The following is a 24,931-nucleotide window of genomic DNA, read 5'->3' as shown; positions in this document are numbered from 1 at the left end:
AATGTTGCGCTTAAGTGGAGTCACAAAGAATTTTGCCGGTTACGCAGCGCTTTCTGATGTGTCTTTTACAGTTGAGGAAGGCACCATTCATGCGGTTATTGGCCCTAATGGCGCGGGAAAAACAACGCTTTTCAATTTAATTACGGGTGTTTTGCCTCCGTCGGCGGGAACCATTGAGTTGGATGGCGTAGACCTTACCGGATCGCGCCCTGATTTTGTGGCCAGAAAAGGGCTGGCCCGCACATTTCAGGGGGTTCGCTTGTTTCAATCGATGACGGTTCTAGAGAATGTTCAGACAGGGCAATTTGTTCGTGATCGGCATCAGCTTATTTCGACTTTTTTGAGCTTGCCTTTTGTTGTAAGTGAAAGTGAGCGTGCTTCACGTGACGAGGCGATGGACTTACTGAAGCTTGTGGGACTGGACAAACATCATCATTCGTTTGCGGGAGATCTCGCTCTTGCTGATCAGCGTCGTTTGGAAATTGCCCGGGCTCTTGCAACACGCCCACGCTTGTTGTTACTGGATGAGCCGGTTGCGGGGATGAATCCAACTGAAGTCAACGAGGCGTCTCAGTTGATAAAAACGTTGGCGAAAAAGGGAATTACAGTCTTGTTGACTGAGCATCATATGAGTTTGGTGATGGAAATTTCTGATGTCATTTCCGTATTGAATTATGGGCAGAAAATTGCCGAAGGAAAGCCGGCCGAAATTCGAGAGGACCCCTTGGTGCTGGAGGCTTATTTGGGGCACGGTGATGCTAAGCACGCGCCCGACTCGTCATTATCAACGTCGGCCGATATGAGCGTTGTCCAGGGAACCGTCTGATGCTGGCTATTAAAGATCTTTCGATAAGCTACGGAAAAATCCAGGCGGTCAAGCACGTTTCCCTAGAGGTCAACAAAGGTGAAATCGTTGCTTTAATCGGCTTGAACGGGGCGGGCAAGAGCACCTTGTTGAAGTCCATCGCGGGCATTATTAACGCTGAAAGCGGTGTGGTGATGTTTAACTCCGATAACGTAACGAATAAGCCCGCATCGTTTGTTGCAAGAAAAGGTGTTTCTCTTGTACTGGAAGGACGGTCGACACTCAAACATATGACCGTCATGGAAAATTTGGTGCTTGGAACCTATATCCGCTCCGACCGTGATGCGGCAAAGCACGATATAGAACAAATGTTAGATCGCTTTCCCTCTTTAAAAATGAGGGTTAAGCAAGCGGCAGGCACTTTGTCGGGTGGTGAGCAGCAAATGTTGGTGATTGCCCGTGCATTGCTTTCGAGGCCACAACTTTTAATGCTTGACGAGCCATCATTGGGCCTGGCTCCGCTCATTATTGAGAATATTTTCGAACTTATACAGCGGGTTAATTCTGAGGGCACGACAATTTTGCTTGTTGAACAAAACGCGAACCAGGCTCTGCGTTTCTCACACCGTGGTTATGTGATGGAGACGGGCAAGATCGTGCTTGAGGATACAGGGGCGAATCTGCTGTCGGATGATCGGGTCAAAAAGGCCTATTTGGGTGTTTAAGGCTGAACGATGCAAAGGACGTGGAAATGAAAGATTGGAGTATTTGGACTTTTTGTTACGCAATGGGCAAGTTGCCCTACGACTTTTTGAGTGGCTCCCCGGTGAATAGTAATCGGGGCGTGGTCGATGTCCCGATGCTGGTGACTTTATTGAGATCGGATGATGATGAGTTCGTGTTGATCGATACCGGTTTTGCCACGGGTGAATCAATGACCGGTAATAAGTTTGCCGATTTTGTGCGCAGTGATCAATTGTTATCGCGTTTTGGCATTGATCCGGGAAAGATTCGGAAAGTGATTTTGACACATCTTCACTTTGATCATGCGGGGAATTTGTCTGGCTTTCCAAATGCGGAGTTTTTTGTGCAACGTTATGAGTACGACGCATGGAAACAGGTTATTTCAGAGTTTGGAGATCTTGAGAACAGTAAGTATCACTGGGCCTTTTCGTCGTTGAATCGGGAAGACTTCGGGGTTTTGGACAAGCTGATTGAGGATGGCAAGGTGCATTTTCTTGATGGTGACGCAGAAGTGGCAAACGGTGTTACTTGCCGTCTGGCCAAGGACACGCACACCTTCGGCAGTCAGTGGATTGAAATCAAAACAAGTAGGGGCGCGTACGTTTGCGCGGGTGATTGTTGCTACACATTCGAGAACTTGCGTCGTATGTGGCCTCCCGGCTACATCCAGGGAAATGCATGGAGCATGTTGAGAACTTTTGAGCAAATGAAGGTTTTGGCGGGGCCTAAGTTGGAGCGACTTATCCCGGGGCACGATATCGAGGTTTTCGATCATTTTCCAACGGGCGTGGTAAACGGGGTGCGTTTTGTGGAGCCGCATCTTTCCAGTCGGCATAACTCTTTAATTCCTCAGTCCAAGTGGGAGTGAGTTTGAAGCGGTGGTTGAATCTTTGAAAAAGCAGTTCTTAAAGGAGAGCATCATGAAGGGTGTTAAAGGTTTTTTTCAAAACGGCAATATCACAATGCGAACCGGCGCGACAATGCTTGTTATGTCTCTTGCTGCTCTGGGGCCGGCGATAAGTTACGCCGAGATTGATATCGGTATTTTGGCGCCATTGTCAGGAAAAGGAGCGTCTTACGGTCAACACCAAAAAGTTGCCGTTGAAATGGCCCAAGAAAAGTTGGCGGCAGAAGGCGGAATAAAAGGCGAGAAAGTTAACTTTCTTTTCTACGATACACGCGGTGAAAACGCCGAGGCGATCAGCCAGACACGCCGATTGATTTATAACGATGAGGTGCTGGCGGTTATTGGCCCTTACTTTAGTGCGGAAACTGAGGTGGCTTTCCCACTGGGTGTACGAGGTGAAACGCCGGTTATTACAGCCTCGTCGGCTAAGCCTGGTATTGCAGCCAAAAATCGTCCATGGGCATTTCGGAACGCATTGGCGTCTGACCAGATGAACGGTCACCTTGTTGAGGCTTGGCTTAAAGCGAATCCGGATATAAAAAATGTGGTTATCCTGACCGATGTTAAAGATGCTTTTACCAAAATTGATGGCACCGCTGTCTTTCCTGCGGTTTTGAAAGAGCGGGGTATTGAGATTTTGGACAACATCTCATTCCAAACGGGTGATGTTGATTATGCCGCGCAGGTAACAAAAACAAAGCAAATTAATCCCGACGGTATTGTCGTAGCAGGTCTGTACAACGAGGGCGGCAATGTCGTTCGTGAAATCAGAAAGCAGGGTTTGACACAGCCTGTTATTGGTGCGCTGGGGATGTCGGAGGCAAAGTTTTTGGATATTGCCGGGAAGTCATCCGAGGGCGTGATGGTTGTGATGCCTTTCTGGACAGATAACCCAGATCCGCGGGTCGCACAATGGGTCGCCGAATATCAGAAACGTTCGGGTGGGGATAAGCCGGGTAATACTGATGCGCTTATTTACGACACTATTTTCATGCTGAAAACATGTATAGAAAAAAGTGGGGTAACGAACAAACCCGACCAGTTGAAAGAGGACCGAAAGAAAATAAGGGATTGTCTGGATAACATGACTGACTACCCCGGTATTGTCGGCCCGATTACGTTTAATGAAGATGGAGACGCAATTTTGCAACCCACTGTTTTAAAAGCTGAAGGTGGGAAATGGGTCACAGTTAAATAGTTTCATAAAAAAGGGGTGGGGATGGATACGAGGCTAAATGGTGTGAGTTTAATTATTCACAATGCGCGTCTTTATACTGTTGACGACTCTGATTCGATTGCCGAAGCGATTGCCGTAAATAGCGCCGGTGTGATTCTTGCGGTCGGGACTTCCAACGAAATACTTTCGTTGGCGGATGCACACACCAAAACGGTTGATCTGGGCGGTAAAGCGGTAGTGCCTGGGTTTATCGACGCACATCCCCACCTTGATACTGTTGGTTTGCGTCTCACGCGTCCTGTTTTCAACAATGCGAAGTCGATCGACGACGTCTTGAGTGTTATTAAAGACGTCGTCAAAAAATCACAACCGGGTGATTGGATCATATGTAATCCCTTGGCTGATGAGCCCGATGTTTTTGCCTATCCGGAAGCTATGCTTGAACGACGATGGCCCGATAGGTACGATTTGGATAAAGTCTCACCCAATAATCCGGTTTATATCGAACCCCCACAATTGGTTGCTCCGGGCCATGCTTTTGCCAATAGTCTGGCTTTGAAGCTTGCGGGCATCACTGCTTCTACCGTGGCGCCGGACGGGGTGGAGATATTAAAAGATGAGCAGGGTGAGCCGACAGGTGTTTTTCGGGATATCAACTTTCCGAAAGTCATTCCAGTGGTGGATGGTGCATTTAGGGCAAAGAGTTCACTATTTCCGTGTATGCCGGAGTTAACGCAAGCGGACACCTACAAAGCGGTTGAGGCCGGTGTACAAGCGTTTAGCCGCGCTGGTATTACGGCTATTTACGAAGGCCACGGTATTCCAGCCGGCCCACAACGCGCTTATTTGGATTTATGGAATGAAGATAAATTAACGGTTCGCACGTATTTCGTTATTTCCTATCCCATCGCCTTTTATACCAATCGCGATCGAGGAGATGATTTAATTGATCACACATCGCGGTATGCATCCGGCAAGGGTTTCGGGGATGACCTTTTGAAATTCGGTGGCTTGGGCTTTTCGTTCGATAGCGCGGCAGCGATCGGCTCTTGTTTAATGCGTGCCTCATACGTCGGCGCGGCCGGTAAAGAATGGTTTGGCGTCCAGCTACCCACTGATGAGGCCTTTAAAGACATCGTGATGAAATCGGCAAAAGCAGGATTGCGTGTACAGGTTCAATGCTCGGGTGGCGCAGCGATAGATAAGGTTTTGGATCTTTACCAAGAGGTAAATCAAGAAGTGCCGATCACCGATCAAAGATGGACCATTCAGCATTGTCAGTTTCCTACGCAGAGCAATATGCACGTTTGTAAGTCTTTGGGGGTGCTGCCAACGACAACAACCAATTTTCTGTTGAATTATGGTTCGGTTTACGAGAAGGCGTTCGGCCCGGAAACAACCAATCAATCCATTCCGTTCAAATCATGGCTGGATGCGGGGTTACCGGTTGCGCAATGTTCAGATAGCCGGCCCTACGAGCCAATGCGTGTTTTCTGGGGTATGTTGACACGTAGGGATATGTATACCGGCAAACTGGTTGGAAATGCGGCGGAGTGCTTATCGCGAGAACAGGCGCTTAGAGCCTATACTCTTAATGGAGCCAGAGTGGCTTTTTGGGAGCATAAGCTTGGATCGCTGGAAGTGGGTAAGCTGGCTGATTTGGTTGTTTTATCAGACGATATCATGACGATCCCCGAGGACGATATTCCGCAGACCAACGTGTTGGCTACCTTGTTGGCCGGCAAGGCAGTTCACGATGATCTGGGTGTTTTTTCTGGTTAATAGAGATTTTCCCGTTTTATACCCATTGACGCGGCCGCTGTAGCGGCCGTAGTCTTGCCCGCGGGTAAATTGTTTTGGTTTTCTCACAATGACTCAAATCACATCAACGAACATTCAACTGATTGAAAAAAAATTCGCCAAGCCCATTGGCGGCTCCGGCGTCACCGGTGTCGATATTATCGTTGCGACACTGCGTGATGATGATGGCGTGGAAGGGTTGGGCTTTTCCTATGTTATTGGTGGCGGCGGGGGTGTAATTGCAAAGCTTGCGCAAACGCAGGCTTCACGATTTCTTGAGGGTGCGCAATTGCAAGCGCCGCCTGTTCATTGGGCGCTAATTAAGAAGAGCTTTAACAGAACGGGCGACGGGCCGAACATGTTGGCGCTTGCGGCATTAGATGTTGCCCTATGGGATTTAACAGCGCGCCGCCGAAACGAGCCGCTGGTGCGTGCCATGGGCGGAGACATTGTGCCGGTGCCGCTTTATGCCAGCGGTGGCTTCAGCCCCAACGCAGCCCCGGGGGAAAGCGCTGAACTTGCTGTGAATTATATCGAAGCCGGCTATGCAGGTGTGAAACCACGCGTGAATGCGAACAGTGATGATGAGGCCGTTTTGCGTGCGGTTCGTGATGCAATTGGGCCCAATGCCCGGCTAATGGCCGACGCGAACGAAAAAGGGAATATCGAAACGGCGTCCCGCTTGCTGGCGCAAGCTGCGGAGTATGGGCTGGACTTTATCGAGGAACCGCTGCCGTCGGATGACATTCTGGGCTACCGCCGTTTGGCTGCAAAAGGCAGTGGAGTGACTATTGCGACCGGGGAGCATTTTCAAGGCCTGGATCGTTTTGTCGTTTGTCTGGAGGATGGCATCGCGGGCGTCATTCAACCCGACCTGGCTATGGCTGGGGGGCTGACACCCTGCCTGGAGGTGGCGCGTATCGCCGCTGCAAAGGGTGTAATCGTTGCGCCGCACTTTTTGCCCGGTTTGTTTGTACATTTATCGGGGACTTTCGATGGCCAATTGTTGTTGGAAGAGTTTCCAATTATTGAGGATGTTTTTGAAGGGTGGCCCGAACGTGGTAGTGATGGCATGCTTTGCCCAAGGGATTGCGCCGGGCACGGTTTGTTGTTGAAGATGTAGGTTGCTAGGTGGGCAGCTTTTTAACAAGCTCACATTTGCAATGGTAATAACGTGGCTTGTATTCCATGTTGTGATTTCATTAGTCGGCAGTCGGCCAGATCCGGCAGCGTACGGAACGCACACGATGCGAAGAACAAAGGCATTATTAATTTACGGTCGCACAATAAACCTGAGGGCAGTTCATCAGTTTCGGTTGCAAACTTTAGACGGTGGTCTGTCGTGCTCTCAGTGCTAATACCCTGCCGGTTTGATAACGCCTATGTAGACTCAATTGATAAGGGCATATATGTAGCTGTAAACCAACAGTCCGATGGCGCTAACTGCGGTAGACACAGTACATCCCAGGACCACAACCCAAATCCCCATACAACGCAGCGACTCGCTGCGTTGTAACCTTTCAAAAGCTTCCGTTTTAGATTGGAACACCATTGGATTTTTACGAGCCTCTGGATCATTTGCAATTTTACGAAGCAACAAAAATGTACGAGAATTTTGGATCATTTTGAATAGCTCATAACCGACAAAAATCGTCGCAGAAACCACCATCAATAAGGCCGAGGTAATAGAAATCCATTGCGTTAAAGCAGGCTTGGTTGCTGCCCAGATGGCAAAAAAAGAGGCATAACCAGCGACAATCACCGCATTGTTATACGCAGTCGCCTTTTCATACGAGCTAGAAAGTATTCTCTCTAGAGTATTAACCATTTTGTCTGTGGCGGCTTGTTGTTTTTGCTTTTCAATTTCAAGGGCGATTTTCTGCTGTTGCTCCGCGTGTTTTTTGACTGCCTCTTGCAGATTTATCAACGCTGACTGAGTTTGATCCATAATTTTCCCTTTATAACTTGTTTGCATTTCCACAAGAGCCCATTTTCTGCTAACTCCCGGAACTTTGGCGATCATAGCTGAGTGAGAATTACAACGAAGGATTATCACGCTATTACACTTTTGACCATCAGTAAGCAATGCCCTGGCGACAGGCGCAGTTTCGTTTCTGTAGGCTTACGTTTGCGAGTAGTTATAAATGGGCGCATAAAATTCGACGCGATTCCTAGGTTTTGTAGAAGTTATTGCCCAACAACTCGGTTGATAACAAGATTAAGCTTAAACGGCCCACTAGAAGCCGCCTCGGGCTCAGTCGCAATTTCCGGAACCAAATGGTATCAAGTAAAGAGATAACAAAATGACGCATTTGGCTCGAAGTTTATCGGCAGTTGTTTCATAAATAGAGAAGTTGATACTTACTCAAAAGCGGGGTGGTTTTTTAACGACCTTCGCTCATAGAAGACGATGTCCCGGATTCAATCGGCTTTGCTGAGTCACAACAGTCCATGGGCAAACATTTCTCAAGAAGGCGAGAGTTCGCGCCATTGCACAGATTTGGAGTGTCACGACGGCTTTAGAAGTAGTACGGATGTTCGGTTTCTTTCAAAATGTGTTAAACCATACCTTTTTGTTAGAGTATTTTCCAATTTCAGCGAGTCGTGGGGCCCCAGTGGACTGAAGTCGTTCCAAAGTTCATAACTAGACTAGCGTTCGGTAGGTTTCCAGATTACCCTGAACACGTTGAGAGATCATCGGGTCGAGATATGCAAGAAAAGCAGAACAGTGCGGCCGTTGCCAACTCGCTGGCATCAGAGCCACCGAAAGCCATCCTTGCGCTAGAAAAGTGCGTCAACGCGAAGATTAACTTCGCGATGGCGCAGAACAATGCGTCTGTGCTTCACTCGCTCTGCATTCATAACAGCGGTGATGTAGCGGCAACCGATGTTTCGCTGACGCTCCGTGCGAAGCCTGCAGTACTGCGCGACAAGGTCTGGCAGATTGATCGCATCCGGCCCGGGGAGCAAGTCGAATTGGGAGATTTAGCTACACCGCTTGATACGGCAATTCTTGGCGGTATTGACGAAGCAGAGGTCGGGCAGCTCGAGTTTTCGCTCAAAATAGGCGACGATATGGTTCTGTGCGACCAGGCCCCAGTCGAGTTGTTGGCGAGAGACGAATGGGGCGGTCTCCATGAGATGGAAAATATTCTTGCTGCATTCGTCTCTCCGAATCAGCCACAGGTCGCTAGATTGTTAAAGCAGGCATCGTCGCTACTAGAGGCCGCGGGACATGATGGTTCGATGGAGGGATACCAATCGAATAGTCCTCAGCGCGTGTGGATGATCGCAGGAGCTATCTGGTCAGCGGCGACGGGATTGAATCTGGCGTATGCCGTTCCACCGGCCTCATTTGAGCGGAGTGGACAGAAGATACGCGACCCAGAGCGCATCGTGGCCGAAGGCCTCGCTACTTGCCTTGATACGGCGCTGCTGATGGCTGCAGCATTTGAAGCCGCAGGATTGCATGCGTCCATTCTTTTTTCGCGAGGCCATGCATGGGTCGGTGTGTGGATCACCAAGAATGATTTCGGCAAGTTGATAGAGCCTGATGTCATTGCAGTACGTAAAGCTGCAGCTGCCCGTGAATTCATCGCGCTGGAAACGACTTTGTTGACAAAGCGTCCCAGCGTCGGCTTCGAGCAGGCAATGGCAGCCGGTAGAGAGAGACTTTCTGAGGAGAACGAAACCGAGTTCGAAAAAGTAATAGATATCAATCGCGCGCGGGCTGCGCGCATCCGTCCACTTGCGAGTCATAGGGAGCCTATCGCTGCCGATCAGCACCCTGATGCGTCCGCGCCTGCTGCCCTACCTCGCCCACTGGATCTTGGGCACTTACCGGGCGACATCATTGAAACGGCTCCTTCAACTGCGCTGGGGAGAATTGAAAGGTGGCAACGTAAGCTGTTAGACCTTTCTCTGGCCAATAAGCTGCTCAACTTCAAGGAAACAAAGCTATCCGTAGGCTTGACTTGCCCAAATGTGTCGGAACTTGAGGACCAATTGGCCGAAGGCAAGACGTTCCGCTTATTAGCCCTTAAGGACGAGAACGCGCTTTCCGGGCGTGATGTCACGCCGCAACAAGCTCGCGCGATTGAAACCAGCCTAGCGCTGGATGCGTTAGCCAAAGGTCAAGTTGCCGTACCGCTCACGGCGCACGAAATGGCCAATCGCCTTACTGGGCTGTATAGGAAGGCCCGCAGCGATATCCAGGAAGGAGGAACCAATACTCTGTTTCTGGTCGTTGGGTTCCTCAGGTGGAAACGGACTGAGTCGGAGCCTCGTCACTATCGCGCTCCACTATTGCTCCTGCCGGTTAAGCTGGAGCGGCGTTCGGCTCAGTCCGAGTTCCGTCTTACGCAGCTTGAAGATGAGGTTCGGATTAATGCAACGCTGCTTGAGCTCCTTAAACGGGACTTCGAGCTCCGTATTCCCGAACTGGAGGGCGAGTTGCCTTGCGACGAGCGTGGACTAGACATTCCTCGCATTCTTGAAATCGTACGTCGACGGGTTCGCGATGTTGCCGGTTTCGAAGTGCTCGAGGAGTGCGCACTCTCTACTTTTTCATTCGCAAAGTATTTGATGTGGAAGGATCTCGTCGACCGCACCGACAACTTGCGAGAAAGCGCGCTGGTTAGACACCTGGTCGACAGTCCGAGCGAAGCATTCGAAGGCGCAGGAAGACCTATGCCGCGGCCGGAAGATATTGATCACAGGCACGCGCCTGCCGATATTCTGGCTCCGCTACCAGCAGACAGCTCACAGCTTGCGGCGGTTGTGGCTGCGGCGGAGCGACGTGATTTTGTCCTGATTGGACCACCAGGAACAGGCAAGAGTCAAACTATCACCAATATCATCGCAGACCAACTGGCGAGAGGTCGGACGGTCTTATTTGTTGCGGAGAAAGCAGCGGCGTTGGACGTCGTTCAACGCCGCTTGGTGCGCCAGGGCCTGGGATCTGCGGTTCTCGAACTTCATTCCAACAAAGCAGATCGCAAAACTGTTCTCCAACAACTCGGTAGGTCGTGGCAGCGCGCAAGCACCCCTTGTGACCAAGAATGGATGCAGATAACCGACGATGTGCGCATAACGCGCGACCAACTGAATGCCTACGTCGAAGAGCTCCACCGGCCTGGCACACAAGGATTCAGCATTTTCCAGGCGATAGGACGCGCGGTCAGCGGCCCAGTACCGTTTGCGCTTACCTTCGTTGATAAGGATTGTCACGACACTCACAGTTGGAACCAACTGCGTGCACTGGCAACTGAGCTGGGCCAGAGACACGCTATTGTTGCTGACCTTCCTTTCGATGGTCCTCTTTCATTGATCTCCCCAGGAGAGTGGTCATATGCATGGCAAGACAAACTTCTGGAAACTGCACAACGGCTGCAAATTGCGATACGGGAAGTCAACTCTGCCAGGGCAGAGTTAGGTGAGCTGTTCGGCTGTTCGACCTTGCCGCCAGAAGCTTGGCCGGTGATCGACCGCCTACCTACTTTGCGATTGGGTAAACCTGCCATTGACTCCGCTTCACTGCATAATCCCCATGAGTTGCGGGCAGCAATGTCGTCGTTGGCAAATGAGTTGGCTCAGTGCGATGCCGCCCGTCGGCAGTTGAAGGGGGAGTATGAGGACCGGACCATTGCGACAATGCCTCTAGAGGCGCTTGAGCTGCAATGGCGGGAGGCGGGAACGAAGTTCGTGATACTTAGATCTTTCGCACAGAACAAGGTAAAGAAGCTGCTGCGGACATACAATAGTGGGAAGCTGGTAGAACCCCAAACGGACATTCCTGCACTTCGCAATTTGCTGGCTGCACAGCGTCGGATTAACGCCTCACCCTTGGCGGCGCTTTTATCTTTCAGCGGTGAGAAAACCAATATCCAGAAGATAGACGAGGCGCTGGACTTCGCGGAAGCCTATCTAAGCTTCGAGCAACAGCTCGCGCGTTCAGGAATATTGCCAGCGCGTATCACGGAGCTACGGGCTCAACTGATACTGGAGGAGGGGGGAACAGCGAAACCGCTCCTTCGACGGTTAGATACAGCGCTGAAGGCTTTAGCTTTAGAGCGGGAGGCCTTTGTTGCTGCTGGAGGGAAGGCTTTCGAGGACGAGCCGCAGGTTGAAGCGCTTTTGGCGGGGCTGGACACACATAGCGGTAGGTTGGCTGATTGGCTGAAATGGTTGTCATCCAGGCAACGCGCTGAGGCCGTCGGCCTTTTGCCTTTGGTTCAAGCGCTCGAAGCAGGTGAACCGATTTCCGATACTGCTGCGACCTTTGAACGAGCGTATATGACTTGGTGGCTCAGGCTGGCGCTGGATGCCTCAAGCTCCTTGCGCAGTTTTGCGTACTGGGAACATGAAGCACTCATTCAGCGCTTCCGGGAGCTTGATCAGGCCATGACTGATCTGGCTGCCAGCGAGGTCATGCGCCGGCTCGGAAACGACCTACCATCAGCCGACAGTGTGCCTCGTCGATCCGAACTCGGTTTGTTACGCCATCAGTTGGGTCTTCAAAGGCCCACGGCCGCTATTCGAAACCTTATCTCCGAAATGCCGACCACCTTTGCAAAGTTGGCACCGTGCGTGCTTATGTCCCCTCTCTCGGTTGCTCAGTACCTGCCTCCAGGGCAAGCACAGTTTGATCTTGTTATCTTTGACGAAGCATCCCAAATTTCGACCTGGGATGCTGTGGGTGCCATTGCGCGAGGCAGTCAAGCGATTATTGTAGGGGACCCCAAGCAGCTCCCCCCGACTAACTTCTTCGGCCGTAATGACGACGGAGAAGATGATAGCCAGGACATTGCCGAGTTCGAAAAAGATATGCCATCAATTTTGGATGAGGTGACGGCAGCCGGCATACCCACGCATCGTCTGAATTGGCACTATCGGAGCCGCGACGAGGCACTCATCGCATTCTCCAATCATAATTACTATGACGGTCGGCTTGTGACGTTCCCGTCACCCAACGCCTCCGACGATGCCCTAAGACTTCATAAAATTAATGGTACCTACATGCGAGGCCAAGGGCGGACGAATCCCGACGAAGCGCACGCAGTCGTCTCGTTAATCCGGGCGAAACTGACTGAGTGGTTGCAGGTACCAGAATCGCAGCGCCATACTTTGGGCGTAATCACCTTCAATGCTCAACAGCAGAGCCTCATTCTGGACCTTCTGGATGCCGAGCGAAAAGCAAATCCTTCGTTAGAGTGGTTTTTTGCCGACGAGCACGAAGAGCCGGTCATCGTTAAGAATCTTGAGAACATCCAAGGGGATGAACGTGACGTCATCCTGTTCTCCACGACCTTTGGTGTCGACTCTAACGGTAAGCTCTCGATGAACTTCGGCGCCCTGAATATGGATGGCGGAGAGAAACGTCTTAACGTTGCGATTACACGCGCGCGTTCAGAGCTTCATGTGTTTAGCTCACTTACCGCGGATCAGATTGATTTGAGCCGAACTAGTGCCAGGGGCGTTAAGGATTTCAAGGCTTTCCTGGATTTCGCTGATAGAGGCGCGGTTGCACTTGCCGCTCAAGACTTGGGATCTTTAGGTGGAGTGGACTCGCCCTTTGAAGCAGCTGTGTGTGAGGCGCTAAATCAAAGAGGGTGGGAAGTGCACACTCAAATAGGTGTCTCCGATTTTCGGATCGACCTAGGCATACGTCATCCCGATTACGCAGGCGCTTGGTTGGCGGGCGTTGAATGCGATGGTGCAACCTATCACAGCTCGGCCACTGCTCGTGATCGTGACCGCATACGCCAAGCTGTGTTGGAAGGGCTGGGATGGAAGGTGTTAAGAATTTGGTCGACCGATTGGTTCCGAAACTCTGTCGCAGCCGCCGATAGAGTAGATAACGCCCTACGTTTAGTGTTAGCTCAAGACCGAGAGGATAGAGCTAACGCGCAACCAACCGCGCCTGACCTCCATCGAGTGGAAGCACTCACTCCGAGTGATGAGCCGCCAACGCTCATTGAGGTGCTTACAGAAGAAGAGCCGAAAGACGAAGAGCAAACAAGAGTTGTGTATGCCTCCGCGTCGGACACTGTCATACCGACACAACATTCCTCTGATGTTATGGCTGATCCGGAGCGATTTTTCGATCCAGCTTACGACGAGATACTGACTCAGTTGATTAGTCAAGTCATTGCCGCGGACACTCCCATATCCGAGTTAAGTCTGGCCCGCCGTATCTCCCAAATGCATGGCTGGCAACGGACAGGCAGTCGTATACAGAAACGAATCTCATCCATGGATCATGTGTGGGAGTCTTCCAACGAGGACGGCACAAATTTTTTGTGGAGTAAAGGCTCTCTTGCTAGCCGAGTTCCTTTCAAAGGCCTAGCCGGCCGAACAGTTCGGGAAGTATCACGTACCGAGATTGCGTGGGTCGAAGATCAACATACGGCGCGCATAGCGGATTCCGAGGATCCTGTGCTGGAACTTTCGAGATTAATTGGCATAGCCCGGTTGACGCAGGATACGAGAAAATACCTGGAGAAATGCCGTGAGTGGCGGGCTACTACCATTTGATTGGCGATAAGGCTGGGCGTGCGTGTTACAGAGTTGTGTTGTTGATCGAGTTTGGCTAACTCCGGTCATTCGACATCATTCAGAGAAACGGCGAGAGTGGCTCACCAAGTTGATGGAAATTGGGGCGATAAGGTGTCTAGTAATACTCACGCAAAATGAAGTGATTACCATGACGCTTTAATTGTCCGCCCCATATTTTCGCACGAAGATAACCTGATACATTCACTTCAAAGATAGAGAAGGGTCCATGAGATTTTCTGTTGAAATTCGTGATACTGAAATGGTCCAACTCCTGCAGTCTCTGATGAGTATCACAGGACCCGAGGCTTGGACACGTCGTTTCGAATGGATCGAGCGGGAACTCAATGAAAATTCACTGATGGAAGACTGGCTGCGGGAACGGTGTGCAATCGAACTGGCGATGCGGGAGATTCTATCGAGCTCACCGCTAATACCAAAACAACCACTAGTGCTCCGTACCCGAGCTCAATACGAACTGGTTGCTTTTGCTGCAGGAGTTATTCGATGTTACGAGCGTCTCAGTGAAGGTGGCCGACGACGCTTGCGTGGTGTGCTGCTTGACGGATTAAAAGAGGATAAAGGGCTACTTTCCATTCAGCACGAAATTACAACTGCCGTTCACCTCATGAGCCGAGGATTTGACGTCGAGTTTCAGGATATCGAACACGGTGGAGGCGTAGACTTTATCGCCCGGAAAGACGATGTTGAAATTGAGATCGAGTGCAAAATGTTCTCGGCAGATCTTGGTCGAAAGATCCACCGACGCCGAAGCGCAACGCTCTATAAGGAACTGGCCGACGTATTAGCAAAAACATATAATTCCGCTACGAAGGGGCTGATCGTAGCAGTCACGATACCGGATCGACTTACCCCAGCGCCTAAGCAACATCGTGAAATCAAAAACACGGTTAGAACGGGACTGCTCCGAGGGGAGGCAACGACACAGACGGAGCACTGCACTGTCCGCACCTGGGACTTTTCTATCAAAGATAGTCCATTCAATAAACCGCCTGAAAAACTTGACCGAGATGAAATTGATCTGTTTGTTGAAACACGCACTGCTCGCTCAAATGCGAATCTGATGATCCTGTTCTCTTGGGGCCAACGCGCCGTAATACTATCAGTATCTAGTGAGAAAACAGATGAGGTGCTTGACGGGATGCGGCGTCAACTGCGCGAGGCGGTGAAGGGCCAATTCAGCCGAAGACGTCCCGCTATGCTAGCTGTGCAATTACACGCACTGACAGCAAATGAATTAGTCAACCTAGCCCAGTCAGATAGTACCTCTCGCACTATGGCCACTGGTCTGCAAATTATGACATCGGATCTGATGCAAAGGCCATCGAGCGCGCATATCCATACAATCGTTTATCGTTCGCACATCACGGTCAACAAGAGTGCTGTGGATGGCACGACTAACGGGAATGGACCTTCGTATCTAATCAAAAACCCCACCCACGCGCTTTATGGAGATCTCCGCTATGGAATCTTTGATATATCGACATCGTGACAAGCTGAGTGCTTAAATTTGATTCTAGGCCGCCAAAATAACGAAGCGCGTGTATCTGCTTGAGTCGTTGAGCCTCCGCTGTCGGAGAGTCCAATGGGACCTCTTGACGGACCGCAACCGACCCAAATGAGCCGTTCATCCATACGCCGCAAAGCACTCTGTCATGCTACAAAACCCAAGACATCCAGCGGGCTGACTGTTCCTTCTACAGCCACCTTCAGCACATACGTGTAGACCATGGTAGTAGACACATCGCTGTACCCGATAAGTTACTGAACCGTGCGCAAAACAGGCTTGCCGGGTTTCATGGAAACTTTATACTTGTGTTTTTTTAAACAGTGTGTAGAGCTCCAGCCCAGGCTGCAAGCCACTTTGAGGAGGAGGCCGTGTCCAGAATGTCCCGCATCGTCCGGCTTATCCCGCAGGTTTTGCGGTCTAAATTACGTTAGACCTCATATGCCAAACAAAGCGCTCGCTCGGAAAATTTACTCCCTACAGAATAAGATCGTTCGCGAGTTGAACAACGCGCACATCTTTCTAGAGCAAGTTCAACCCCTGCTTGAGGAGGCTCGCGCGAGGTATGAGGGCAGCCAATCAAAGTCGGATCGACGTTACTACGTTCCATTCACCGATAGGAAGAAATTCGCAAGACGGACTGACACTGAACTAAAAGAGATATACAACCACTACACATCAAGTGGTCTGTTTGAGGCGTTCTTGGTCAGTTCTGTGTCGCAGTTTGAGTCCTTCCTTGCAGATGTCCTTATGATTTTCCTGCAGCACTACCCGCAACGCATTACAGAAACAGTACAGGGAATCCCCGCTTGCCCCAGTGTTTCGGCGAAGGACCTTATGGCTGCGGAAGATAAGGAAGAGTTGGTTCAGCGCGTACTTTCAGATCACGTGGCAAACGTGTTTCGACAGCGGCCAAGCCTTTACATGGCCTACCTTGCGAAGCTCGTGAGTGCGAAAAATGATCCCAGCTTCGCTGACTACTTTGAAGTTGCGGCAACCCGCGACCTCGTAGTGCATAACAACAACGTCGTTAACGTGCTCTATCTGGAGAAGTCAGGCATGAAAGCCCGAGGAGCCATAGGTGACAAGCTCTCTGTGGACGAGTCGTACTACTACTCAGCGCTAGCAAAGCTGAAGAAAGTTTCTGGCGCCATCAAACGAGATGTAGAGAAGAAATATGGAAAATCCGACGAAGAGGTCTAAACCGTCATTACAGCGGATCGCCTTCGGTCGCCACTGGATTCCGATGTTAGGCCTTAAGCGCAAAGCATGACAACCGTAAGCACCGATGCCGGCTCGCAACTCTTGGCTAAATTCCTAGATGGTCAAATTAAGCGCCTTGTGGAGAGCGTAAACGCCATCAATGAGAGCGATATACCCCGCGTTGCACGCCTTGTTTCACTATACTCGGCAGTCATCGAGGACGTTATTTCAATAAGAATTCTTTGCGAAAACGCTCGAATTAATCAAGCCTACATCGTTTCCAGGGCCTTATTGGAACGGCTAACAAATTTCTGTTTCCTTCAACTTTGCACCGCCCCAGAGTTTTCAGACTATGTTGATTACTCTCTCAACAAGGCTGGGCGTAGCCTGGATCGGTCCATTGAAGCCAATGGCAAAGTGAAGGCACGCATTGCACTCAATGGGGGGGATTTCGAACTCCCTCCAGAGATTAGTGCAGCCATCGCGAAATTCACAAGCGAGCGAGGAAGAGAGAAGACGCGCTGGACGAATGTCTCATTACCAGACAGAGCGGCGGTTATCGAAGCCAAGTTAGGTAACACAGGGCTGTTCATGAGTCTGCTCACCATATACGCTGACGCGTCCGAAGCATTGCATGGAACACTTTATGGTGCGGCGTTTCACCTAGGTGCTTATAAGGCGTCACCGCCACATGATCAAGCAAGCCTAGATCAACATCGTCATCAAACGCTCTCCGCCTTGTACTTGATGGCTGGGGGAGGCATAGACACGCTGTTCTCCCTTCTGGCATCACTAGGCGACAGCCACTTCAAAAATGTGGCGCTAGCATCCCAGAACGCCTTCAAAGAAGCAGCGATTGCAACAGGTCTTGCCGTATCAAAGGAGCAATAACGTGTGGGCACTATTGAGCATCTGTGAGGTTGGCCTAACTGGTTGTTTAACAGGACGTCAAACCGCTTCGCGGCTTGCCACCTGTTAACGCGAGCGTTGATTATCTGCTTCTCTATTCCACCAGCGGCGGCTCATGGCCGACAGCTGACCTGACAAATAAAATTACAACATGTAACGCCAACTATGTCACTACCAATGCAAATGCTCCACAGCACCCCCCCCTTTTATGAGGTTGGATCAGTAGATCAAAAGAAAAAGGGCTTTCCTTGTGGGAAAGCCCTTTTTGTATCTGGCGCGGCTGGCAGGATTCGAACCCACGACCCCTTGGTTCGTAGCCAAGTACTCTATCCAACTGAGCTACAGCCGCGTAAAGAAGCAGAACTATAACACATAAATTTTTGGTTGTCATTTTTCATTGTTCAGTTGACAGCCAAATGCGGTAAGTTGAATATAACAGCCCATTGAGTGGTTCATTTTTGCAACAGGAGGCCGGGTTTGGCTGATTTGAACAAAATTACGTGTTTCGAAGACTTTCATCGGCTGGCCCGGCGCCGAATGCCGCGTATGTTTTACGATTATGCGGCCTCCGGGTCCTGGACGGAATCGACATTGCGCGCGAATGAGCAGGATTTACAGGAATGGCTGTTTCGCCAGCGTGTGGCGGTGGATATTGAGCACCGTTCTATTCGTACACGCATGCTGGGCGAAGACGTTACCATGCCTGTCGCCATTGCACCGACCGGTCTTACGGGAATGATGCATGCCAATGGCGAGATGCATGGGGCAATGGCAGCCAAAAAGTTCGGGATACCGTTTACGTTGTCTACTATGAGTATTTGCTCGATTGAAGACGTGGCCCAGCATACACAAGAACCGTTCTGGTTTCAGCTTTACGTTATGCGCGACAAAACGTTTATGGAGAATCTGATTCGTCGTGCGCAGCGGGCGAACTGTTCAGCCCTGGTTGTCACGCTCGACCTTCAGGTGATGGGGCAGCGCCATCGCGATATCAAGAACGGGCTAAGCGCGCCGCCCAAGCCTACATTAGGTAATTTGCTTAATCTGGCCACAAAGCCCCACTGGTGCTGGCAGATGGCCCAAACACAAAAGCGTACGTTTCGCAATATTGTTGGTCATGCTCAGGGCGTGACCGATGTGTCGTCATTGGCGGCCTGGACGGCCGAGCAGTTTGACCCCCGCTTAAATTGGGACGACGTGAAACGCATTAAAGAGTTGTGGGGCGGCAAGCTGGTGCTTAAAGGCGTAATGGAGCCCGAGGATGCGCGTATGGCTGCTGAATCCGGCGCCGATGCGTTGGTGGTGTCGAATCATGGGGGGCGTCAGTTGGATGGCGCTCCTTCTTCAATTAAGGTGTTGCCCGACATTGTCAGCGCAGTGGGTAAAGATATTGAAGTCTGGATGGACGGCGGCATTCGTTCGGGGCAAGATGTGCTGCGGGCGGTTGCGTTGGGGGCGAAAGGAACGTTAATTGGCCGTTCGTTCCTGTATTCCCTGGGGGCTGCCGGCGAGGCCGGCGTAACGAAATGCCTGCAAATGTTGGCCAAAGAGTTGGATTTAACGATGGCTTTTTGCGGTCATAACGATATTAACAAGGTTGATGCCTCGATTTTGCGTCGGGCATAAAAAATCCCGGCGGGCGCCGGGATGGTTTTTCGCTGAATGAACCGTGAATGCTTAATGGTGATCCAGGCTTTTGTCAGTAAACAGCCAGTCGCGCAGTTCTTTGTCGAACTTGGGGTCTTTGCGTCGAATCCACTCAAGCGTCATGGCCGCGTGCTCTTTTTCTTCGTCGCGGTTGTGTTCCAGGATAGATTTCAGCTCTGGGTCTTTACAGGCGTCGACGCGTTGGTTGTACCAGTCGACGGCTTCAAGTTCTTCCATGAGCGACACAATGGCGCGATGCATGTCGCGGGTTTCATCTGAAAGTTCTGATATGGGTTCGTGATAGCCTTCGTTTGACATCTGTAGCTCCTTTACGTGAAGTGTAAAAATAGCATAAATGCGGCGTTATAGTGGCGCGACATTTCCTTTGATTCTACTTTATTGACCCATTCCATGAATTTAGAACAAACAATGATTTTGGCCATTCTGGCTGTGACCGTGGGCATGTTTCTTTGGGGAAAGTGGCGTCATGATATGGTTGCCGCCGCCGCGTTGCTGGCTTGTGTAGCGGTGGGGCTTATTCAGCCGGTTGATGCTTTTCTGGGGTTTGGCCATAACGCGGTGGTTACGGTTGCTTGCGTCTTGATACTAAGCAGTGCTTTACAGTCGTCGGGCGCCGTCGATGTTCTGACCCGATTTATTCTGCCCTCGAAAGCGGGCCCCACATTAAGTATTGCGGCGCTCACGGCCTTGGCGGCTATTTTGTCGGGCTTTATGAATAATGTGGGGGCGCTGGCATTGTTGATGCCCGTTGCCATTCAAATTGCCGGCAGGCTTGATTTGCCGGCCGGGAAAGTGCTTATGCCCCTGGCGTTCGGGTCTATTCTAGGTGGAACCACAACCTTGATCGGTACTCCGCCCAACCTGATTGTTTCGGGTTTTCGTGAGTCGGCTGGGTTGGGTCTGTTCAGAATGTTTGACTTTACGCCTACCGGCGTTGCCGTTGCGTTGGTTGGGGTGGTATTTATTTCCTTAATTGGGTGGCGGCTGGTACCGGCACGCCAAAAAGCAGGTATCGAAGGGTTTGAGACGGAAGCTTACATGACGGAAGCCCGAGTGCCGGAAGAGAGTAAGCTGGTGGGCCGCTCGCTTCGTGAGCTCGACGATGAAATGGACGAGCTCGACGCGCAAATTGTAGGGCTGGTGCGTAATGAAGTGCGCATGATGGCGCCCAGCGCAGCCCGGGTCATTCGCCCAAACGATATTCTGGTCATTGAAACCGATGCTGAGTCATTGGCGGACGTCCTTTCAACTTTTGGTCTTGAGCTCGAGGAAGAAGAGGAGGCGCCAACTTCCGATTCCGATAAAGAAACAAACGACGAAATCATATTGCAGGAATTGGCCATTATGCCGTCTTCCATTCTGGAAAACCGGTCTGCCAGTGACTTGCTCTTGCGCACACGCTATGGCATTAATTTGCTGGCGGTGTCGCGCCAGGGGCAACGTTTGATGTCCCGGCTTAGGGCGATCAAGTTGCGACCGGGCGACCTTTTGCTTTTGCAGGGGCCGCCCGACGCTTTATCCAGTTTTGGTTCGAACATGGGCGCGGTGCCTTTGGCCGAGCGTAAGGTGCGTATTCCGGATCAGCGCAATGTTATTTTGTCTGCCGGCATTATGCTGGGGGCGGTTCTGTTGGCAGCCTCCGGTTGGGTGTCGGCAGCGGTGGCGTTTGCCGCCGGCGTGTTGGCGTCTATGGCATTGCGAACCGTGAATTTAAGGTCGGTTTATGAACAGGTCGACTGGCCGGTAATTGTGTTGCTGGCCATGTTATTGCCGGTGGCAGGTGTGATGCAGTCAACCGGAGCAGCGGGGTTGGTGGCCGGTTTCCTGCTCGACTATTTTGCGCAGGGTAATGCGGTGATCGCGTTAGTGGTTATTTTGTTAACCACTATGATACTGACCGACCTAATGAATAACGCCGCCACGGCGGCGGTGCTGGCTCCCATTGCATTGGGGGTGGCGAATCAGCTTGATGTGAACCCCGATACGTTCTTGATGGCGGTGGCGATTGGCGCCTCGTGCGCGTTTTTGACGCCTATCGGGCATCAGAATAATACGCTTATTTTAGGGCCGGGCGGATTTCGCTTCGGAGATTATTGGCGTATGGGCCTGCCGTTGGATTTACTGGTTATCGCCACTGCGATACCCATGTTGCTCTGGGTGTGGCCGTTGAACGGGTAATGTGCAGACATGGACGCCGATAATGATACCGACACCGTCGAATACCCCAGCGCTCGCAAGACGTGGTGGACAAAGACGGTTGCGTGGATTCCCGGCTTGGGTGTTGTGCGGCAGTATCCGATACATTGGCTTAAAGACGATATTATTGCCGGCATTGTATTAGTCACCATTCTGGTACCGGTAGGTATTGCTTATTCAGTGGCCGCCGGTCTGCCGCCCGTTTACGGCTTGTACGCCACCATCATCCCGCTGTTTGCTTATGCCTTATTTGGTCCCAGCCGTATTATGGTGCTGGGGCCTGATTCGGCTTTGGCAGCGGTGATTTTTGCGGTTGTCGTGCCTTTGTCGGGCGGCAGTCCCGAAAAAGCGGTAGCGCTGGCGGGGGTCATGGCCGTTGCAGCGGGGCTCACCTGCCTGCTGGCGGGGCTCGCACGGCTGGGGTTTATTACCGATTTATTATCCAAGCCCATTCGTTATGGGTACATGAACGGGATTGCGTTGGTGGTTATCGTCAGTCAATTGCCGGTGCTGTTTGGTTTCACGGTGGATGGTGGTGGCACGCCGACCAAGGCCTGGGAATTTATTCAGGCTTTGCTGAATGGCCAAACTCAATTTTGGTCTCTGCTGATCGGCGTGTTTTCTTTGTTGTTGATATTGCTGTTGCGCAAGCAGCGTCATGTGTCGGGTATTTTGCTGGCGGTATTGGCGGCGACCCTTTTTGTGGGATGGCAAGATCTTGGCCGGAGCGGCGTGGCGGTGCTGGGCTTATTGCCGCAAGGCTTCCCGTCGTTTGCATTTCCTGTGATACCTGTTTCGGACGTCCTTCAGGTCGCGGTCGGTGGTGTGGTTGCGGCATTGCTTGCGATGTCGGAAACCAGCGTTTTGTCACGGGCCTATGCCACCAAAACGGGTGATAAGGTTAGCGCCAACCGTGAAATGGTGGGCCTGGGGATGGCTAACCTGGCAACGGGGTTCTTCCAGGGATTTCCGATTAGCAGTAGCGCATCACGTACGCCTGTTGCACAAGCCGCAGGCGCGCGCTCGCAGTTGGCGAATGTGGTGGGCGCTTTGTTGGTTTTGGTCTTACTGGTTTACGCGCCTGAATTGCTTCGTTATCTCCCGGATACCGTGTTGGCTGCCGTTGTCATTGCTTCGATGATCGGTTTAATGGAAATTCGCTCTGTGGGGCGAATTTATCGCATGCGACCGGCGGAGTTTTGGTTGTCGCTGGGATGTTCGGCCGGCATTGTGGTGTTGGGCCCGATACAGGGAATTGGCCTGGCGGTGCTGGTGGCGCTGATCTCGTTTCTTTGGGAAAGCTGGCGTCCGTATTCTGCTGTGCTAGTCAGGGTGGACAACTTAAAGGGCTACCATGATGTCAGCCGTTATCCGCATGGTAGACGAATACCTGGGTTGGTGCTGTTTCGTTGGGATGCGCCGTTGTTTTTCGCCAATGCCGAGTTGTTCCAGGAGCGGGCCTTGGCTGCGGTGTCGTCGTCCCCCACGCCCATACGCTGGTTGGTTGTGGCGGCTGAGCCTGTGACGGGAATCGATGTGACGGCCGCTGATATGCTGCTGGAACTGGACGATCGGTTGGCGTCCGAAGGAATCGACCTGGTTTTTGCCGAAATGAAAGACCCGGTGAAAGATCAGATGAAGCAATTCGGCTTGTTCAAGAAAGTGGGTGAGGCGCATTTTTTCCCCACCATAGGGCAGGCGGTGTCAAGTTATTTGAGGACACACAACATACCCTGGGTGGATTGGGAGCAAGCGCAGTAGCCGCGAGAGGAATCAGCAGGGGCACTGTGCGCCCCTGAAGTTCATAACATGGCTTGAAGCTGTTGACGTAATTGGCTTTTGCGGTAGCCGGGCAAGAACGAAGCAACCAGACTATTGTCTGCCAATTTGGCCAGTTCCGCTTTGGAAAGTTTAAGCGACGTTGCGATGGCACGGTAGTTGTCGCCTACGTAGCCACCGAAATAGGCCGGATCATCGGAGTTAACCGTCACGACCAAGCCCTGGCGCAGCAACCGGGCAATGTTGTGGTCGTGCATATCGTCTACCACGCAAAGCTTGAGGTTCGAAAGCGGGCAAACGGTTAGCGGAATTTGCTCACGAATCAAGCGTTTGACTAGGTCGGGGTCTTCTTCGCTGCGCACGCCATGGTCAATACGGTCAACGTGCAATAGGTCCAGCGCATCGCGCACGTATTGTGGCGGGCCTTCTTCACCTGCGTGCGCAACTAAACGGAACCCCAGCTCTTTGCAACGGGTAAAGACACGTTGGAACTTATCGGGTGGGTTGCCTACCTCGGCGGAATCAAGACCAATGCCGACCCAGATATCCTTGTATTGCTCGCGCAGCGGCAAGGCGGCTTCCAGCGTTTCGAATGCGGACTCTTCCGACAAATGACGCAAAAAACTCATGAGCAAATAGCTGGTGAGACCGGCTTGTTGTTGCATTTCGCGTACGGCGCGGGCAATGCCTGCAAATACGGTTTCAATGGCAACACCACGTTCCGTATGGGTTTGTGGATCGAACATGATTTCGGTATGGCATACGCCATCGGCTTGCGCACGCTTAAGGTAGGCCATGGTCATGTCGTAGAAATCACGCTCGGTAATGAGCACACTGGCACCTGCATAGTACAGATCCAGGAACGACTGAAGGTCTTTGAAGGCGTAGGCCCGGCGCAGCTCGTTTTCTGATGCGTAATTCAGTTTAATGTTATTGCGACGGGCCAACTCAAAAATGAGTTCCGGTTCCAAGGTGCCTTCAATATGCAAATGCAATTCGGCTTTCGGTAAAGCAACAATAAATTCATTTAATTTCGGATCAATCATTTTCTTTTCCAACTTTTATTCCGGTGCAATAAGGTGTTTTCAAGTTAAGTGCGTTTTGTTTGGCGGCCAGGTTGTGCTTTTTCGAAGTACGGCATTACAAATGACGCCATGCGGCAAACATTAACAAGGCCCAAGCCACAATGAAGGCAACGCCGCCCAGTGGGGTAATTGCCCCCAGCCATTTCACGCCGCTTAGCGCCAGAATGTAAAGGCTGCCACTGAACAGGATGATGCCGGCAAGCATCATCAGGCCCGACCAGCCCGGCAAGGGGCCGACAATTCGGGTGCTCAGTGCGGCAATAAGCAACAGGCCCAGCGCATGAATCAATTGGTACAGCACTGCGGTTTGCCATATGGCCAGCATGTCGGCTGAAAGGACACGTTTCAGGCCGTGGGCACCGAACGCGCCTGCCCCCACGCCAATCAGCATCATGAGCGCACCTACTATAACAAGTTGTCTTTCCGTCATTTTTTGTCCTGCGGGTTTGCAGGCATGGCCTGCGCTGGTTCAATTTGTATATCATGTTAGCCGCAACCCGCTCAAGCGGGATCCGACCGGATGGCGGATTCAATCAATATGGGAAATGGTATTGGCGTGAAAAACAGGTTCCGGAAC

The 24,931-nt window shown here is 51.5% G+C and carries 17 protein-coding genes and 1 tRNA gene; 13 read left to right on the top strand and 5 right to left on the bottom strand.

All coding sequences use genetic code 11. The features are described from left to right. The first annotated feature begins 1 nt into the window (after nt 1). The 6 genes from G9Q38_RS13155 (at nt 2) to G9Q38_RS13130 (ending at nt 6,556) form a co-directional block, all read left to right on the top strand. The gene (locus G9Q38_RS13155; RefSeq protein WP_166131805.1) at nt 2-826 is read left to right on the top strand and encodes an ABC transporter ATP-binding protein; all 825 of its coding nucleotides are present in this window, start codon (nt 2-4) and stop codon (nt 824-826) included. Further along, entirely contained in the window at nt 826-1,530 is a 705-nt protein-coding gene (locus G9Q38_RS13150) for an ABC transporter ATP-binding protein (RefSeq protein ID WP_114420974.1), read from the top strand. The genes G9Q38_RS13155 and G9Q38_RS13150 overlap by 1 nt, the downstream gene beginning before the upstream one ends. A gap of 26 nt (nt 1,531-1,556) precedes the next feature. Beyond that, nucleotides 1,557-2,417: an N-acyl homoserine lactonase family protein gene (locus tag G9Q38_RS13145; protein ID WP_166131802.1), complete on the top strand. Its 861-nt coding sequence runs from the start codon at nt 1,557-1,559 to the stop codon at nt 2,415-2,417. Nucleotides 2,418-2,469: 52 nt separating this feature from the next. Next, the gene (locus G9Q38_RS13140; protein WP_114420972.1) at nt 2,470-3,654 is read left to right on the top strand and encodes an ABC transporter substrate-binding protein; all 1,185 of its coding nucleotides are present in this window, start codon (nt 2,470-2,472) and stop codon (nt 3,652-3,654) included. A 42-nt stretch (nt 3,655-3,696) separates the two neighbouring features. Next, the gene (locus G9Q38_RS13135; protein WP_166131799.1) at nt 3,697-5,415 is read left to right on the top strand and encodes an amidohydrolase; all 1,719 of its coding nucleotides are present in this window, start codon (nt 3,697-3,699) and stop codon (nt 5,413-5,415) included. A gap of 88 nt (nt 5,416-5,503) precedes the next feature. Then, nucleotides 5,504-6,556 carry an enolase C-terminal domain-like protein gene (locus G9Q38_RS13130; RefSeq protein ID WP_166131796.1) on the top strand — a complete coding sequence of 351 codons (1,053 nt, stop codon included), beginning with the start codon at nt 5,504-5,506 and terminating at the stop codon, nt 6,554-6,556. 267 nt (nt 6,557-6,823) lie between these two features. Here G9Q38_RS13130 and G9Q38_RS13125 read toward each other — a convergent pair whose 3' ends face one another. After that, nucleotides 6,824-7,381: a hypothetical protein gene (locus tag G9Q38_RS13125; RefSeq protein ID WP_166131793.1), complete on the bottom strand. Its 558-nt coding sequence runs from the start codon at nt 7,379-7,381 to the stop codon at nt 6,824-6,826. A gap of 761 nt (nt 7,382-8,142) precedes the next feature. On the opposite strand from G9Q38_RS13125, the gene proA reads away from it, so the two are divergent. The 4 genes from proA to G9Q38_RS13105 all read left to right on the top strand — a co-directional run bounded on the left by proA (nt 8,143) and on the right by G9Q38_RS13105 (nt 17,608). Continuing rightward, nucleotides 8,143-13,968 (top strand): anti-phage protein ProA, encoded by a 5,826-nt coding sequence (gene proA / locus G9Q38_RS13120; RefSeq protein ID WP_166131790.1) that lies wholly within the window; start codon nt 8,143-8,145, stop codon nt 13,966-13,968. A 247-nt stretch (nt 13,969-14,215) separates the two neighbouring features. Next, complete coding sequence (locus G9Q38_RS13115) at nt 14,216-15,499, top strand: hypothetical protein (protein WP_166131787.1); 1,284 nt, start codon at nt 14,216-14,218, stop codon at nt 15,497-15,499. Nucleotides 15,500-15,955: 456 nt separating this feature from the next. Then, nucleotides 15,956-16,717 (top strand): hypothetical protein, encoded by a 762-nt coding sequence (locus G9Q38_RS13110; RefSeq protein WP_166131784.1) that lies wholly within the window; start codon nt 15,956-15,958, stop codon nt 16,715-16,717. A 66-nt stretch (nt 16,718-16,783) separates the two neighbouring features. After that, nucleotides 16,784-17,608 (top strand): DUF5677 domain-containing protein, encoded by an 825-nt coding sequence (locus G9Q38_RS13105; protein ID WP_166131781.1) that lies wholly within the window; start codon nt 16,784-16,786, stop codon nt 17,606-17,608. A gap of 290 nt (nt 17,609-17,898) precedes the next feature. On the opposite strand, the gene G9Q38_RS13100 is transcribed toward G9Q38_RS13105, so the two are convergent. Next, a tRNA-Arg gene (locus G9Q38_RS13100) sits at nt 17,899-17,975 on the bottom strand. 128 nt (nt 17,976-18,103) lie between these two features. Between G9Q38_RS13100 and G9Q38_RS13095 the strand changes: the two genes are divergently transcribed. Continuing rightward, nucleotides 18,104-19,252 carry an alpha-hydroxy acid oxidase gene (locus tag G9Q38_RS13095; protein ID WP_166131778.1) on the top strand — a complete coding sequence of 383 codons (1,149 nt, stop codon included), beginning with the start codon at nt 18,104-18,106 and terminating at the stop codon, nt 19,250-19,252. A gap of 51 nt (nt 19,253-19,303) precedes the next feature. Here G9Q38_RS13095 and G9Q38_RS13090 read toward each other — a convergent pair whose 3' ends face one another. Further along, nucleotides 19,304-19,591 carry an encapsulin-associated ferritin-like protein gene (locus tag G9Q38_RS13090; RefSeq protein ID WP_114421790.1) on the bottom strand — a complete coding sequence of 96 codons (288 nt, stop codon included), beginning with the start codon at nt 19,589-19,591 and terminating at the stop codon, nt 19,304-19,306. 93 nt (nt 19,592-19,684) lie between these two features. Here G9Q38_RS13090 and G9Q38_RS13085 point away from each other — a divergent pair, with 93 nt between their 5' ends. Both G9Q38_RS13085 and G9Q38_RS13080 read left to right on the top strand, forming a co-directional pair. Continuing rightward, a complete protein-coding gene (locus G9Q38_RS13085) occupies nt 19,685-21,472 on the top strand; it encodes an SLC13 family permease (RefSeq protein ID WP_166131775.1) in 1,788 nt (595 codons plus the stop codon). A gap of 9 nt (nt 21,473-21,481) precedes the next feature. Beyond that, nucleotides 21,482-23,251 carry a SulP family inorganic anion transporter gene (locus tag G9Q38_RS13080; protein WP_166131772.1) on the top strand — a complete coding sequence of 590 codons (1,770 nt, stop codon included), beginning with the start codon at nt 21,482-21,484 and terminating at the stop codon, nt 23,249-23,251. 41 nt (nt 23,252-23,292) lie between these two features. Here the strand turns inward: G9Q38_RS13080 and G9Q38_RS13075 are convergent, their stop codons facing one another. Both G9Q38_RS13075 and G9Q38_RS13070 read right to left on the bottom strand, forming a co-directional pair. Then, the gene (locus G9Q38_RS13075) at nt 23,293-24,315 is read right to left on the bottom strand and encodes an adenosine deaminase (protein ID WP_114421793.1); all 1,023 of its coding nucleotides are present in this window, start codon (nt 24,313-24,315) and stop codon (nt 23,293-23,295) included. Between the two features lie 94 nt (nt 24,316-24,409). Next, on the bottom strand, nt 24,410-24,784 hold the full coding sequence (locus G9Q38_RS13070) for a DUF423 domain-containing protein (RefSeq protein WP_119442080.1): 375 nt from the start codon (nt 24,782-24,784) through the stop codon (nt 24,410-24,412). Between the last annotated feature and the right edge of the window lie 147 nt (nt 24,785-24,931).

Source organism: Pusillimonas sp. DMV24BSW_D (assembly GCF_011388195.1).
GTDB lineage: Bacteria > Pseudomonadota > Gammaproteobacteria > Burkholderiales > Burkholderiaceae_B > Neopusillimonas > Neopusillimonas aestuarii.
This window is presented reverse-complemented; position numbering and strand designations above follow the sequence as displayed.